Here is a 14,991-nt window from a genome sequence, read left to right on the forward strand (position 1 = left end):
TTTTGGAGATGGCAAGGCATCTCAAAGAATCGTTGAATTTTTGAAAGAAAAATATTACTCTTTATAAGGCTATTTTCACTTGCCACCATTCTATTCCCTGACAAATCGGATATATAATACAGTTCGTCGTAGAGTTGCAAAAAATCTTTAATAGAAGTCTCTTCGCCTAAATCAATACATTTATTACCCTCATCAAGTTTAACTTTTAGATTGAAATCATCTATTATCTCCTTAACCTTAGAAAACTCAAACTTCTTATAATTACCTTTTTTGATAACCTTATAAAATCTCTTCAAATACAAAGGTTTACCTTTGATTTTCTCACTAAAATAATCGATACCTTTTAATTTAATATCCTTGCCAAAAAGATTCTCCCCTCTCTTTATTTCCTCGATAACTTCATCTTTAGCCTCTTCATATTTCTTGTAAAACCCGAAATCCCTTTCAAAATAAGTCAGATTCCTAATTAAGACGGTATCTCCAACAACCATGTAATCAAAAGTATTTTTAGGAATTAAGTAAAACTGTTCTTTTAAAGGTTGAATTTTACGTGCAGTAAGGGCTAAAATCCTTTTATCTTTAAAGATTTTGGAAGCTGTTAAATATTGAATACCCAACAAAAAATCATTCAACTCATTACTGTACAATTTTACTATCAGTTTGAACTTCTTAATTTTTTCCAAGTCTTTATTAGAATAATTTTTTATATACTTACCTTCACGAATAATCTCAACAATATCCCCAATATCGCTTACATTCTCTTTGACATCTTTTAGATACAAAAAGCTCCTATCATCAATGACTGTCTCGTATTCATCTACCTTGTTTGATTCTTTGACGCGTAAATCATTTAAAAACTCGTCAGTAGAAGTGAGAAAAATTCCCTTGAAAAAAGAGGGATCTTCATTTTTCAACCAAAATATCTGGTTGTTCTCATTTTGGATAAAAACATCCATTATGGAATCTGTTGAAGTATCTATTAGCTCCCTAAGATGTTCTAAATTTTCTTTTAAAAAGATATTCTTTAAGATTTCATCTCGATTAACTTTATTCATTTCTTGTCAGCCATCCCCAAATAAATATCTTTGGAAAACTCTTTAACTTTCATTCCTTCGGTTATTGATTTTGAAATCAACCAAGCGGACCGGATACTCTTTTCACGTCCGTCCATAAGACAAACCTTGTAAATACTATAGCCAAACAAAGAAAGGACAGGGTTTATAGCTATCAAATCTGTCTTTACATAAATATTGCCGACGATAAAAACGATTATAGCAAAAGAAATCAATTCTTTTATGCCACCCATATTGATAAAAGGCAAGATATAAACAAAAATATAATCCAACAGCCTCACATTCTGCGATTCTACTTTCTCAAATTTAATGAACTTTTCCTCGGCATTCGTCTTAGCAGAAATAAAAAGAATCAATGAAAAAACAAAAACAACAATCGAAAAAACGCTAAAAATTAAGAACAAAACGTTCCCAAAATTATTAATGGCAAAGATAACAAAAAGAGGCAGATACGAAAGCAAAAACAAAAAAGATTTAAACAATGTATTGATCATATAAAAACCTCCCCAATGAGGAAATCTTTTTCTCTTCATAATTATAACATTAATTAAACCCAACTTTTTATTCTATATCACTCTTCAGTTTCATGTAGAAAGCAGTTGTTTCTTATGATATAATAAATCGGAGATAATAGCAACAAAAGTCTTTATAATTTCAAGGTGAAATTTTATGAAAATACTGATCATTGGATACATGCACCCAAAATTTGACAAAAGAGTATACAGAACGGTTAAATCCCTTTCTAAAGTTCATGAAGTTATTTATCAATATTGGACTAATAAAGACGAAAAAGAATATACAGATGGAAATATTAAATACCTACCCATAAAAGAAATCAATGAAACAATAGGCAATCCATTAAAAAAGCTTATTAATAGAAGGCCTCTCGATAAAAAAATATGCGATTTGGTAGCCGAAGAAAATTACGACATCTTATACATGCATCATTTTTTAGCCAGCAAACCTTTGGATCCTTTTAAAATAGCAAAAAAAAGAAATAAAAAAATCGTTTACGATATTCACGAATACCATCCAGAAAACTTTTTAGCAGAGTTAGAAGGGATGATTGGAAATTTAAAAGTAAAAACCGTCTGGAGGTTCTTTAAAAAACAGTTAGAACTCTCAGATCTGGCAATATTCGTCTCAGAAGAATCAAGAAATGATGTTGTTAATAAAACGACCATAGATAAAGAAAAAACGTATATCATACCTAATTACGCAAATTTTATTATAAAACCTGATATTCAAAAAAAGAGAAAAGAAATTGTCTTAGTTGGTAAAGTAACAAGAAAAATAGAAGATGAGAAAAAAATATTAAAATCTTTAATCGAAAAGGGTTTTAGCTTCAAGATTATAGGAATGGATTCAAAAGAGTTTATGGACATAACCCATGAATCTACAGAATTTTTACCTTACGATGAAATGATGAATGAACTATCCAATTCCCTGTTTTCTCTAATTTCTTACAACACCGTCAAAAACAGAGATTATAAAAACGACATTCACGCTTTACCTCACAAGTTTTACGATTCCTTAGCTGCAGGCACTTCCGTTATTGTAAAAGAGTCTTTTGTTTCAATGGCTAAACAGGTAGAAAATTTGGGATTAGGAGTAGTTATAAATCCAGTTAAAGTTGAAGAAAGCGTTGAAAAAATCACTAACGCATACAAAAATTACGAAAAAATTATAAATAACATTGAAAAACACCAAAAAGAATTTATATGGAATGAAGAAAAAGAAAGGAATTTTATCGATCTGATATCCCACATAACAAAGTAATCCTACTTTAGAGATATATGATTTCACAAAAACAGTGCAAAAAAAGTTACTAACAAAAATTATAGATAACAATATCACAACGATTTACACTATAAACGATATTATAGCAACAAAAGTGATCAGTATGTTGATAAAAGAGGAGGAAAGATGTAAATGACAGCTATCAAGGTAGGAATCATTGGAGCAGGAAGTGCAGCATTTTCTTTGAGATTGGTTAGCGATCTTTGTAAAACAAAGGGTCTATCTGGAAGTTTAGTATCCTTAATGGATATAGATAAAGACAGATTGAACGCAGTACACATGCTTGCTAAAAAATTTGCAGAAGAGTTCGGAGCGGATTTGAGATTTGAAACTACAACAAACGTTGAAGACGCAATAAAAGACTCAAGTTTTGTTGTAAACACAGCATTGGTTGGGGGACACAGTTACTTTGAACAAGTAAGAAAAATTTCAGAAAAATACGGATATTACAGAGGAATAGATTCACAAGAATTTAATATGGTTTCAGATTATTACACAATAAGCAATTTCAACCAATTAAAGTTTATGCACGATGTTGCAAAAGCTATTGAAAGAATATCCCCTAAGGCATGGCTTTTGCAGGCCGCAAATCCTGTCTTTGAATTGACAAATTTAATAACAAGAACGGTTCCAATAAATATGGTTGGAATATGCCACGGCCATCATGGAGTAGACCACATAATTGAAAAATTAGGCTTAGATTCAGAAAAAGTTGAATGGCAAGTAGCAGGTGTAAACCATGGAATTTGGTTGACAAAATTCATGTATGAAGGAAAAGATGCCTATCCACTCATTGATGAATTATTAGAAAAAGAGGTTGAAAACTTCAAACCCACCAATCCATTCGACGATCAACTCTCTCCAGTTGCAAAAGATATGTATGAATTCTATGGAAAAATGCCCATTGGAGACACAGTCAGGAATGGAAGTTGGAAATATCATTACAACCTCGAAACGAAGAAAAAGTGGTTTGGAGAACCATGGGGAGGCGTTGATTCAGAATTAGGATGGAAATGGTATCAAGACAGACAAGCAGAGATTGCAATAGCAATGCAAAAAGTTGCCAAATATTTCCAAGAGAATAAGAACGCTAAATTACTTTCAAAAGATTCACTCAATGAAATTATCTCTCAAACCAAAAACGATGTAAAAGAAGAACTCACAAAAGAAATATACAACTTGTTAGATCCTCAAAGGAAAAGCGGCGAACAACATATATTGTTGGCAAATGCATTATTAAACAACGAAAAAGTAGATCTCGTTCTCAATTTACCAAATAACGGTACTATACCTGGAATCCCAGACGATGTAGCCGTGGAGATTCCTGTGTATGCAGACAAAGATGGAATCCATCGTTACAAAATAGATCCACCACTTCCAGAAAGAATTAAAAAGATGTACTTATACCCAAGAATTATGAGAATGGAATGGGCATTAGAAGCATTCCTAACTGGAGATAAAAAAGTGCTCGAAGAATTTTTGATCAGAGATCCACGTACCAAATCTTACGACCAGGTAGTAAAAGTTTTAGATGAAATTCTTGCTTTACCTGGTAATGAAGAAATGAGGAAGCACTACAGCAAATAATAGTTTAATTAAGGGGCTAATGCCCCCTTTATTTAATAAACAAACCTATCTAAAATTTTGTATAAATCTTCGTTATAAGTGTATTTTTACGGTCGATTATGATGAATTATTTTGAAATAACTCTTAGATTCTGTGATTATGTTAGTTTTATATACCACTATATTACTTATATATTGTGTTAAAATCGTATTATAACGTTAAGTTTAGAATTATTAATTCAAAAAGCAATAATACAGGAGGTTACAACATGCTAGAAGAACAATTAAAAAAAGAAGTTGCAGAATTTGCAAAATTAGTCTGGGACAGAAAGCTAACGGATGGTACGGGTGGAAACATGAGTATAAAATATGGAGAAAAAATATATATCACTCCCACATCGACCATAAAACACTTTCTAACTGAGAAAGATATCATCACCATAGATAAAAACGGGAATAAAATCGACGGACTCAAGAAACCTTCTTCAGAAAAAAAAATGCATATAAAAATATACGAAAAAGCAAATGATGTAAACGCAGTTATTCATGCTCACCCAATGTATGCTACCTCTTTTGCAATTACCTTTGAGAAATTACCTATAAACGCTCTTCCAGAATCTTCTTTAGTATTGGATCCAATAACCTATATACCATATCAAATGCCCGGAACTCAAGAATTTGCAGATGCCTTTAACGAAGGTTTAGAAAAGGGATCTCGGGTATTCGTTCTTCAAAACCATGGTGTCACGGTTGCAGGAAAAGACATGAATGAAGCATATGTAAAGTTGGAAACTTTAGAATTTCTCGCTCAAGTTTCATTTGTTTCTAAACTCTATTCAAATGTGAACGAAATACCAGAAGAAAAAATAGCTGCATTCAAAGAATTTTTCAGAAGAAACAAGGTGGACCAATGATAGAGTTAACTGAGATAAAAGTGAAAAAATAATTTTGATAATTTTGAAGGTGTGAAAAATAAAAGTTAAAATTCCATACGGTAAAGAAGAAAAGATTTTAGATTTAGATAAAAACTTAAATGTTTCTTTATTAAAAAAGCGTGAATTTAGAGGCTTAGGGGATACCTTTGACATTGAGATGATGAAATCGTTAGGTCTTCCCTTTGGTACCCGTTCTCTTTCAACCATAGCTAAAAGAAAAAAGGATTGTTGCATAGTTATTTCTGACACCACAAGACCCGTACCAAATTCTCTTATTTTGCCATACATAATCTATGATGTGAGGTTTGCTGGCATTAAAAAGGAGAATATAACAATATTAATTGCAAATGGTTCACATGAACCGGTTCCAGAAAGTATGTTTGAAAAATTAGTTGGTAAAGAAGTTTTAGAAGAAAATATAAAAATAATTAATCACGATGCATATGACGATACTCAATTGAAGAAGATTGGAGAAACCTCTTCTGGTTGCCCTGTTATTGTGAATAAAAAATATTTAGAAGCGGACTTAAAAATCTGTACTGGTCTAATAGAACCCCATTTTATGGCAGGATATTCAGGTGGAAGAAAATCAATCTGTCCAGGAATCGTTGGCATTGAAACCTTGAAGGTATTTCATGGCGTTAAGGCGATGGGAGATCCAAATTCAAAAAGTTGTCAGTTAGAAAATAATCCTGTCGATGAGATGGCTAGAGAAGTAGCTTCAATGGCTGGGTGTGATTTCATAGTAAACGTTTCTTTAAACGAGAAAAAAGAAGTTGACGGGATTTATGCAGGTGATATCTTTGAAGCTCACGAAGTAGGTTGTAGAATGGTAGCATATACTTCGATAGTAAAAATTAAAGAACCCGTTGATATAGTTATAGCCTCAAATGGTGGATATCCTTTAGACCAAAACTTTTATCAAACGGTTAAAGGCTTAGTAGAAGCTTCAGAGATTCTAAAACCTGATGGAGTAATAATAATGGCTTCAAAATGTGAAAAAGGCATCGGAAAGAAAGAATTTAAAGAATTGCTTTTAGAAGTAAAAGAGAAGGGAATAAAAGAATTTTTAAAAAGCCATGATTCCCCAGAAACTTTCAAAAGCGATCAATGGGAGGTACAAAAGTTAACTCAAGTATTAGAGAAAACGAAAAACATTTTCATGTTGTCATCGTTGGATAAAGAAGAGTACAAGTATACTTTTTCAACTAAAATCAATACTTTAGAGGAAGGATTAAAAAAGGCTTTAAAATTAAAGGGACCCAACGCTAAAATAGCGGTAATTCCTCAAGGGCCTTACGTTGTTGGAAAGATAAAAAATTGAAAAGGAGTCATGTTTAATGGAAATATGCGTATTAGTCAAACAAGTACCTTCCACTGACAAGGTACAGATAGATGAGGAAACTGGAACAATGATAAGAAGTGAATTAGAATCCGAACTCAACCCATTGGATATGTACGCAGTCGAAGAAGCGGTAAGAATTAAAGAAAGCACACCACAAACTAAGATAACGGTTGTAACGATGGGACCTCTTTCAGCAGAATATGCACTAAAAGAAGCAATATCCATGGGATGTGATGAAGGGGTATTGTTAACCGATAGAAAATTTGCAGGTGCAGATACCTTAGCAACCGCTTATACATTGAGTCAATATTTAAAAGACAAACATTACGACATTATATTCGCCGGTGAAAGGGCAACAGACGGAGAAACAGGTCAAGTAGGACCATCCGTGGGGACACAGTTAGATATCCCTATACTAACCTATGTCAACAAGATAATTGACATAACTAACGATATGATAACCGTTCAAAGGGCTGTAGAAGGTGGAAACGAAATCATTCAGACTGGGTTACCGGCTTTAATAACGGTTGTGAAGGAGATAAACGAACCCAGACTACCGAATTTAGAAAACAAACTAAAAGCTAAGAAAAGTAGTATAAAAATAGTAAGTAACCAAGAGTTAAAAATAGAGGAAGGAAAGATAGGGCTTAAAGGTTCACCAACGAGGGTTGTAAAGGTATTCTATCCAAAGATATCAAGAAATGGTGAAAAGGTAATAGTAAAAACTCCACAAGAAGCCTTAGAAAAAATAAAAAGCTTTCTAAAAGAAAAAGGCGTGATATCATGAACCAAGAATACAAAGGTGTATGGACGATAGCGGAGATAAGTGATGGAAAAATAGAAACAGTATCGTACGAATTACTATCATGGGGAAAAGACTTAGCCACAAAATTGAACGTTGAACTATCAAGTGTAGTAATATCAAACAAAGTGGAGAATTTAGATAGCCTTATTCAATATGGGGCTGACAACGTATACTATGTTGAAAATAAGAAACTAGAACATTTCTATCCTGATGTACACACAAACATACTCAAAAAAATGGTAGAAGATTTCAAACCTGAAATAATACTTGCATCTGCAACTACAAGGGGAAGAACTCTCATGCCCGCTCTTGCTGCAAAATTAAATACGGGCTTAACAGCTGATTGTACGGACTTTGAAATAGAAGAAAAAACAAGATCTCTGATACAAATAAGGCCTGCTATAGGTGGAAACGTGATGGCAAAGATAAAAACAATAACAAAACCACAGATGGCTACGGTAAGACCTAAATCGAAACTACCTTTAGCTAAAGACGAAAACAGGAAAGGGAAAATAACAAAAATAGAGTACGATGAAGAACTCTTTCGATCAAAATATAGATGGATAGAATTTAAAAAAGACGAATCCAGCATACAACCACTTCAGCAAGCTGATGTAATCGTATCAGGTGGTAAAGGTTTAAAAAAGCCTGAGAATTTCAAATACTTACAAAATATATCAAAAAAATTAAAGGGCGCAGTTGGGGCGACTAGGGCGGTAGTAGATATGGGATGGATAGACTACTCTCACCAAGTGGGACTTTCCGGAAAAACGGTCAGCCCAAAACTGTACATAGCGATAGGGATATCCGGTGCGGTACAACACTTAGCTGGAATGTCGTCATCTAAGTATATTATAGCGATTAACAAGGATCCAGAGGCACCGATTTTCAAGGTATCTGATCTTGGAATTGTATGTGATGCCTTGGATATACTGCCATTGTTAGAAAAAGAAATAAAATCAGGTGATCAAAATGAGTGAATACAGAAAGGTAACTACCAATACCGTTGAAAAGTTGAGAAAAATATTAAAAAACGATGCACTATTGATACACGATGATATAGAAAGTCTAAAAAGTTATTCAAACGACGAATCAGGTGGAGAGTATTACGCACATATGCCAGAGGTCGTAGTAAAACCGGAAACCAAAGAGCAAATATCCCAAATAATAAAACTGGCAAACGACGAAATGATCCCCATAACACCAAGAGGAGCTGGCAGTGGATTGGCTGGGGCGGATATACCAATATTTGAAGGTATAGTAATATCACTTGAGAGAATGAACAAAATAATAGAAATAGATTCAGAAAACTTAGTTGCTGTGGTTGAACCAGGTGTGGTTACAAACGATCTATGTAGAATGGTATCAGAAAAAGGATTATACTATGCAGGGTATCCCATGAGTGTAGAAACAAGTTTCATTGGAGGTAATGTTGCTACTAATGCAGGTGGAAGTAAAGTAATAAAATATGGAAACACAGCTCATCATATATTGGGATTAGAGATGGTAATGCCTGACGGTGAGATAGTAGAATATGGAGGAAAAAGAAGAAAAGATTCAAGTGGTTACAACCTATTACAACTTTTCATTGGCTCAGAAGGAACGCTCGGAATTTTCACAAAGATATACGTAAATCTCATACCCCAGCCAGGAAAAGTTGTTGACCTGCTGGTTCCCTTTGAAAGTGTAGAAAAAGCTATAAGCAATGTCGCACCATTAATGGTCGAGACAAAGAGTTTACCCTCAGGAATTGAATTCATAGACAAGAAATCCATTTACTATGCTTCAAAATACACTGGAATGAAATTACCATACCAGGACGAGGTAGAATCTTATCTCATAGTTCAATACGAGGCAACGAGCTTACAAGAGATTGAAGAATTGTATGAAAAAGGCGGGAAAGCTTTACAAAAAAACGGAGCAAAAGATGTATTCATAGCAGATAACAGAAGTAACTCTGAAAAGATATGGCGTATGAGAAGGAACTGGTTGGAAAGCCTAAAAGCTGTAGATCCATATGTGCCAACTGGAGATGTCGTAGTACCAACATCTAAGATACCTGAAATGGTGAAATACATCAATGAAGTATCCAACGAGTTCAAAATAGATATCCCGGTTGCAGGGCATGCAGCCGATGGTAACCTCCATCCCGCACCATTAAAACCAGAAAATCTTCCACCAAATGAATGGAAAACCTTATCGGAAGAGATACTTGGAAAAATAGCGATGAAAGCCGCCCAAATGGGCGGAGCTATAAGCGGGGAACATGGAGTAGGGTTCATAAAAAAGGAGTTACTAAAAAAGACAAAACCGAAACAGTATAAGTGGATGCAGGAGGTAAAAGAAACGCTTGACCCTAATAACATTATGAACCCAGGGAAGTTATTCTGAAAAAATACTCAAAGAAAAGGTGATAATCTTGAAATATCTACACTTAGCTATTGATCTGGGGGCGTCAGGTGGAAAAGTAATGGCAGGTAACATACAGAATGACAAACTTATATTGAGTGAAGTAAACCGTTTTTCAAACTCCCCGGTTGAAATAAATGGAATATCTTATTGGAACATTTTGAATTTATATAATCATATAATTGATAGCATTCAAATAGCTCAAAAAAATGATCAAAAAATACTATCCTTAGGAATAGATAGTTGGGGAGTGGACTTTGGACTTTTAAACGAAAACGGTTATTTAATAAACAATCCAATTCATTATAGAAATATGTTTAAGACGAATATAATGCAAGAGGCAATAGAAAAAGCTGGAAAGAAATGGATATATGAACACTCTCCAACACAGTTTCAACCATTCAATACATTGTACCAAATATTAGCCTACCAAAAATACGCTCCAGATTTTGTCAAAATATCAAAAGACCTTTTGATGATCCCATCATTATTGAATTACTTTTTAACCGGTAAAAAAACTATTGACTTCACAATGGCTACAACTACTCAAATTTATAACCATAGAAAAAGAAAATGGGATGAAGAAATAATGAAAAAGTTTGACATTCCTGATATATTACCTGAAATAGTACCTGCCGGTACAAAAATTGGTAAAATAAAAAAAGATGTTTTAAATAACAATTCAAACATAGATGTAATTCTTCCAGCCAGTCACGACACAGGGTCCGCATATGCCGCAATTGCTTCAGACCCCTCAGATACCATGTTCATTAGCTTAGGAACATGGTGCTTGACTGGTGCCATTGTTAAAGAGGTCCCCTACAACGAAGAACTCATGGAAAACAATTTAGCCGCAGAGGGTTGCTTGGATGGATCCTTTAGAATATTGGCAAACGTAACAGGAATGTGGTTAATTCAAGGTATTATAAAAAGTCTTAACTTGACAGATACCAGCGATACTTATCAAAAAATTACAGATATGGCACAGAACGCAAAGCCATTTTCTTCTTATATCAATGTAGATGATCCTTCTTTACAAAACCCACAAGACATGATACAGGCAATAATTCAACAATCTATAAAAGATAACGATACCGTTTTAAATGAAACATCTCAAGTTATAAGAACGGCTTTGGAAGGGATTGCCTTCAAAGTAAATGAAGTTAAAGAAAAACTATCAAAGATTTTGAATATTGATTTTAAAAGGGTTCATGCGGTAGGTGGAGGTACCAGGAATAAATTACTCTGTCAATTAATCGCAGATGCAACAGGACTAACTGTTCTAACTGGACCCATTGAAGGAACGGCAGTAGGGAATTTAGTTTCCCAGCTATATGCCTTACAATTTGTAAAAAACTTTGAAGAGGCACGGAACTTAATAAAAAGATCTTTCGACTTTCAAATTTTTGAACCTAAAGAACATGATATCTGGAAAGAGGTTTTTGCTTCTTTTCAAAAGCAGAAATGATATAATTAATACAACCAAAAGACTGCCTCTTATACTCTCTTGGTTTATTATGAGAATAGATTTCAAGTTTTTTCAAGAAAGTAATAAAATGATGAATATTAAAAACCAAATTGCTCTTAAAATAAAGTTAATATTTCTTTATTTCAAATTCATTTAATTTTTATAAAATCAAGTGTAACAAAATTTTTTACAAATGGGGGGTAAATATGAAAAAGACTGGTTGGTTAATAACGTTGATTATTCTTTTAATAGGTTTGGTTTTTTCACAAGAAGTAAAAAACGGTCAGTATGGAGGACTTGGTGGTGGAGATATTGGTGCTCAGTGGCTTGATGTTAAAGAATTAAATACACAGTTAACAGCCGCTGGACTCCCTGAATTAAAAGATGTGGCATTGGCTAACGGGGGTGGCGGTTATGGAGTAATGGGAAGATTTCTAATAGGGGGAGAAGGATACGGTATATCTACTAATGAGAAAGAGAGTGGGAAAACGGTACAACTCGATATTGGTTATGGAACATTCAATATTGGTTATTTGATTTTTTCTAAGCAGGCTTTTAGAATATACGCTCTTGGGGGTATTGGTGGTGGTGGAATAGAGTTGAAAATTTCCCAAGACCCTGCTTCTTCAGATTTCGATAGCAATTTGTCCACTTTCAACCAAAACACTTTTTATACCGAATTTCCTATCTTTAAAGTAGGAATAAATGCTGATTACATATTATCATTTAGTGATGATGAGGCAGCAGGAGGTTTAGCTATTGGTTTAGCAGCTGGGTACACATATGCGCCTGTTGGATTGATAAGTGATTGGCAATTATCTGAAAGAACCATTGGAAGTGTTCCAAATTTTGGACCCACAGGTCCATATATCACTTTTAGAATAGGTGGTGGAGGACTAGCTTTTTAATAAAGGAGAGGGTTTAAAATGAGATATCTAAATTTTGAAATAGGCGATAAAATCCCAGAGTTTTCACTTAAAGATGCTGATGGTGATCAGATTAATATCAAGGATTTTATGGGAAAATGGCTTGTGCTTTATTTCTATCCACGGGATAACACACCTGGTTGTACTAAAGAAGCCGTTGATTTTTCAAATTACTTAGAAGAGTTCAAAAAGTATAATTGTCAAATAGTGGGAGTAAGTCCCGATACTGAAGAAAAACATGCAAACTTTAAAGAAAAAAATGATTTAAAAGTGATTTTGCTAAGTGACCCCGAACATTCCATTCTTGAAAAATTTGGCGTTTGGCAACTAAAAAAGAATTATGGTAAAGAAAATTGGGGAGTTGTCAGATCAACAATCCTGATAGATCCAAATGGAATAATTAAAAAAGTATGGGAAAATGTAAGGGTAAAAGATCATGTTTTAGAAGTATTGGAAAGCTTGAAAGAACTATCAAACAACAGGGAGTAAACTCCCTGTTGTTTATAATAGCCTATTTTATTGAATCATTCTACTGCCTACTACCTAGTTGACCATTGAACATGAACAAAGCGGTTTTACTTTCACCGATCATTTGCAAAGTATCTACAATCTTTTTTGTATTAGCTTCCTCTTCAACTTGTTCGTTTACAAACCATTGAAGAAAGTTTTGAGTTGCATGGTCGTTTAATTCTTTGGCTAAATCAACCAACTTGTCGATAGATTGTGTAACTGAAAGCTCATGGTCATACGCATCTTTGAAGGCTTCTAAGGGACTGCCCCATTCTTTCTTTGGTTTGTCAATATTATCTAATTCTACTATACCGCCTTTATCGTAAATATAATCATACAACTTCTGGGCGTGAGTAAGCTCTTCTTTTGCCTGGACTTTCATCCAATTAGCAAATCCTTCTAAATTCATTGAATCAAAATATGCTGCCATTGAATAATAGAGGTACGCGGAAAAAATTTCTTTGTTTATTTGTTCATTAAGGGCATTTAACATCTTATCTTCTAATTTCATATGTTTATTCCTCCTCGTGATTTCTTAGTATATTTTTGAAATTTCATTGTTCCTAAAGCCGCTATCTTTAAGTAAATTATAACTTATAATTCTTTCATTTATTAAAACATTAGATTAATTAATACTTTAATTAAATAGAGGGATTCACTTTTTATATTAGTTTAGTTTACTAATTTTTTCTGATATGGTATAATTTTAAAGAAAACGCTTCCATAAAGGAGGAATCCAAATGAAAAAATTGGGCTTGTCTAAAGTTCATTTGTTTAATAAATTTGGTAACAAAATAGGAATTATGTTGATTCTTTTCGCTCTGATACCAAGTGCTTTTTTTGTAATATACATTACAAATGCCATTCAAAAAAGTTCTGAACAAAACGAGGCGCAAGTATCAACTTTGATTGAATCCTTGAATCAAGATTATTCGGATCAAATTAATGAATATAACTATTTAATTCAAGAGCAACTAAACCAATACAATGACTATTTAACTGATCAAATAAAAAACATAGAAGCACAATTTTCTGAACAACTAGAAAAAAAATTATACAGATTCTTTTGATAATTCTCTAGAAACCTTAAGTCAAGTTTTCACCAATTTCGTAGATACCCAAAAAAATTCACTTGAGAAATTAGGAAAAATGATTGCAGCTATTCCAGGCATTCAAGAGAAAACTGCTTCGAAATCTATTTCTTTGGTAGAAAGGTACAGTTTGTTAGAACCTTACGTAACATCCCAACAATACAACGGGATGCAACTTTGGATCATGAACACCCCTGATACTCGTGGAAGTGGTTTGGAAATAACATCAAGAAATACTTCGTATAAAGTACAAAAAAAGGCCGAAACGTATTTACCAGGATATGAATATACAAAAGAATTGAATATTGAAGATTTTTTAAATAAACAATTTAAAACAATTCTAGACATTGGATATATGACGCCAGTCATAGAAAGTAAGTCATTCAATTCTACACCTTACTTTATCGGAATTTTTCCCGTAGTTGATCCCATTGCAACAAATACGGTAAATGGGTTTCTAGTGATCTTAGAAGAGTTTGATCATCAAAAATTATTGGAAATATCCAAGCTTCTAGATGCATACATAACTTTATTCGATAAAGATTATAAAGTTATTTATTCAAATCTACCAGAAGAAGAAGTTTCTTTAAACGAAAGTAAATTAAATGAGCAATTTATCACCGAAGAAATAATCAAAAAACAGTTGAGAAGCTTTTATTTTCAAATAGACGAATTTGATGGCATACACCTTCAAATTGCCAAAGAATTCCAAACATTAGAGACTTCAGTCCATATTCCTTTACAAACATCTTTTGAATTACCTTCATTAACCCCGAAAAAAGTAGACTTTGAATTAGAATTAGGTTTGAACAAAATTATCAGAAACGTTATGCTTTTATTGTTAATTCTAATCGTTATTATTATCGTTGTTACTTTTTTATTTACAAAACAATTTGGAAATAGAATTGAACAATTAACAAATGCGGTTAAAAAACTTTCAGAAGGAGACCTAACGGTAAACTTTGAAAGTAAAAGCAAAGACGAGATAGGTCAGATGGCTAACGCTCTATCAGAAATGAGTAAAGAATTAAGAAGATCCATGAGGTCAATAAGACAGGCATCTG

General features: G+C 33.3%; 15 protein-coding genes. 12 read left to right on the forward strand and 3 right to left on the reverse strand.

Annotated features, from left to right (window positions below):
* Together NAAC61_RS09970 and NAAC61_RS09975 are read right to left on the reverse strand one after the other, a co-directional pair.
* A partial coding sequence (locus NAAC61_RS09970; protein ID WP_202695938.1) for a Kiwa anti-phage protein KwaB-like domain-containing protein occupies positions 1 to 1,055 on the reverse strand: 1,055 nt, incomplete at its 3' end.
* Positions 1,052 to 1,567, reverse strand: coding sequence for a hypothetical protein (locus tag NAAC61_RS09975; protein ID WP_202695939.1), 516 nt, complete (start codon positions 1,565 to 1,567; stop codon positions 1,052 to 1,054). The genes NAAC61_RS09970 and NAAC61_RS09975, both read right to left, overlap by 4 nt.
* A gap of 175 nt (positions 1,568 to 1,742) precedes the next feature.
* Between NAAC61_RS09975 and NAAC61_RS09980 the strand changes: the two genes are divergently transcribed.
* The 10 genes from NAAC61_RS09980 (at position 1,743) to bcp (ending at position 12,815) form a co-directional block, all read left to right on the forward strand.
* Positions 1,743 to 2,852: a glycosyltransferase gene (locus NAAC61_RS09980; protein ID WP_202695940.1), complete on the forward strand. Its 1,110-nt coding sequence runs from the start codon at positions 1,743 to 1,745 to the stop codon at positions 2,850 to 2,852.
* Positions 2,853 to 3,005: 153 nt separating this feature from the next.
* The gene (gene aglA / locus NAAC61_RS09985) at positions 3,006 to 4,460 is read left to right on the forward strand and encodes an alpha-glucosidase AglA (protein WP_202695941.1); all 1,455 of its coding nucleotides are present in this window, start codon (positions 3,006 to 3,008) and stop codon (positions 4,458 to 4,460) included.
* 247 nt (positions 4,461 to 4,707) lie between these two features.
* Entirely contained in the window at positions 4,708 to 5,352 is a 645-nt protein-coding gene (locus tag NAAC61_RS09990; protein WP_202695942.1) for a class II aldolase/adducin family protein, read from the forward strand.
* A gap of 70 nt (positions 5,353 to 5,422) precedes the next feature.
* Positions 5,423 to 6,697, forward strand: a complete 1,275-nt coding sequence (gene larA / locus NAAC61_RS09995) for a nickel-dependent lactate racemase (RefSeq protein ID WP_337920114.1) — start codon at positions 5,423 to 5,425, stop codon at positions 6,695 to 6,697.
* A 16-nt stretch (positions 6,698 to 6,713) separates the two neighbouring features.
* On the forward strand, positions 6,714 to 7,505 hold the full coding sequence (locus tag NAAC61_RS10000) for an electron transfer flavoprotein subunit beta/FixA family protein (RefSeq protein WP_202695943.1): 792 nt from the start codon (positions 6,714 to 6,716) through the stop codon (positions 7,503 to 7,505).
* The gene (locus NAAC61_RS10005) at positions 7,502 to 8,503 is read left to right on the forward strand and encodes an electron transfer flavoprotein subunit alpha/FixB family protein (RefSeq protein WP_202695944.1); all 1,002 of its coding nucleotides are present in this window, start codon (positions 7,502 to 7,504) and stop codon (positions 8,501 to 8,503) included. Before NAAC61_RS10000 ends, NAAC61_RS10005 begins: the two co-directional genes overlap by 4 nt.
* Positions 8,496 to 9,914, forward strand: a complete 1,419-nt coding sequence (locus NAAC61_RS10010) for an FAD-binding oxidoreductase (protein WP_202695945.1) — start codon at positions 8,496 to 8,498, stop codon at positions 9,912 to 9,914. The genes NAAC61_RS10005 and NAAC61_RS10010 overlap by 8 nt, the downstream gene beginning before the upstream one ends.
* A gap of 19 nt (positions 9,915 to 9,933) precedes the next feature.
* Positions 9,934 to 11,400, forward strand: a complete 1,467-nt coding sequence (locus NAAC61_RS10015) for a rhamnulokinase (protein ID WP_337920111.1) — start codon at positions 9,934 to 9,936, stop codon at positions 11,398 to 11,400.
* Between the two features lie 206 nt (positions 11,401 to 11,606).
* Entirely contained in the window at positions 11,607 to 12,308 is a 702-nt protein-coding gene (locus NAAC61_RS10020; RefSeq protein ID WP_202695947.1) for a hypothetical protein, read from the forward strand.
* Positions 12,309 to 12,326: 18 nt separating this feature from the next.
* Positions 12,327 to 12,815 carry a thioredoxin-dependent thiol peroxidase gene (gene bcp / locus NAAC61_RS10025; protein WP_202695948.1) on the forward strand — a complete coding sequence of 163 codons (489 nt, stop codon included), beginning with the start codon at positions 12,327 to 12,329 and terminating at the stop codon, positions 12,813 to 12,815.
* 40 nt (positions 12,816 to 12,855) lie between these two features.
* Here the strand turns inward: bcp and NAAC61_RS10030 are convergent, their stop codons facing one another.
* Positions 12,856 to 13,347 (reverse strand): ferritin, encoded by a 492-nt coding sequence (locus tag NAAC61_RS10030; RefSeq protein WP_202695949.1) that lies wholly within the window; start codon positions 13,345 to 13,347, stop codon positions 12,856 to 12,858.
* Between the two features lie 229 nt (positions 13,348 to 13,576).
* Between NAAC61_RS10030 and NAAC61_RS10035 the strand changes: the two genes are divergently transcribed.
* Both NAAC61_RS10035 and NAAC61_RS10885 read left to right on the forward strand, forming a co-directional pair.
* Complete coding sequence (locus NAAC61_RS10035) at positions 13,577 to 13,906, forward strand: hypothetical protein (protein WP_202695950.1); 330 nt, start codon at positions 13,577 to 13,579, stop codon at positions 13,904 to 13,906.
* 79 nt (positions 13,907 to 13,985) lie between these two features.
* The coding region (locus tag NAAC61_RS10885; protein ID WP_237729879.1) for a HAMP domain-containing protein at positions 13,986 to 14,991 on the forward strand (1,006 nt) is incomplete at its 3' end.

The sequence above is a fragment of the Petrotoga sp. 8T1HF07.NaAc.6.1 genome (assembly GCF_016772115.1).
Lineage (GTDB): Bacteria > Thermotogota > Thermotogae > Petrotogales > Petrotogaceae > Petrotoga > Petrotoga mobilis.

Coding starts and splice junctions, on each gene's coding strand:
- NAAC61_RS09975 (WP_202695939.1), bottom strand. CDS start 1,567: ATGATCAATACATTGTTTAAATCTTTTTTGTTTTTGCTTTCGTATCTG.
- NAAC61_RS10030 (WP_202695949.1), bottom strand. CDS start 13,347: ATGAAATTAGAAGATAAGATGTTAAATGCCCTTAATGAACAAATAAAC.
- bcp (WP_202695948.1), top strand. CDS start 12,327: ATGAGATATCTAAATTTTGAAATAGGCGATAAAATCCCAGAGTTTTCA.
- aglA (WP_202695941.1), top strand. CDS start 3,006: ATGACAGCTATCAAGGTAGGAATCATTGGAGCAGGAAGTGCAGCATTT.
- NAAC61_RS10010 (WP_202695945.1), top strand. CDS start 8,496: ATGAGTGAATACAGAAAGGTAACTACCAATACCGTTGAAAAGTTGAGA.
- NAAC61_RS10035 (WP_202695950.1), top strand. CDS start 13,577: ATGAAAAAATTGGGCTTGTCTAAAGTTCATTTGTTTAATAAATTTGGT.
- NAAC61_RS10020 (WP_202695947.1), top strand. CDS start 11,607: ATGAAAAAGACTGGTTGGTTAATAACGTTGATTATTCTTTTAATAGGT.
- NAAC61_RS09990 (WP_202695942.1), top strand. CDS start 4,708: ATGCTAGAAGAACAATTAAAAAAAGAAGTTGCAGAATTTGCAAAATTA.
- NAAC61_RS10000 (WP_202695943.1), top strand. CDS start 6,714: ATGGAAATATGCGTATTAGTCAAACAAGTACCTTCCACTGACAAGGTA.
- NAAC61_RS10005 (WP_202695944.1), top strand. CDS start 7,502: ATGAACCAAGAATACAAAGGTGTATGGACGATAGCGGAGATAAGTGAT.
- NAAC61_RS09980 (WP_202695940.1), top strand. CDS start 1,743: ATGAAAATACTGATCATTGGATACATGCACCCAAAATTTGACAAAAGA.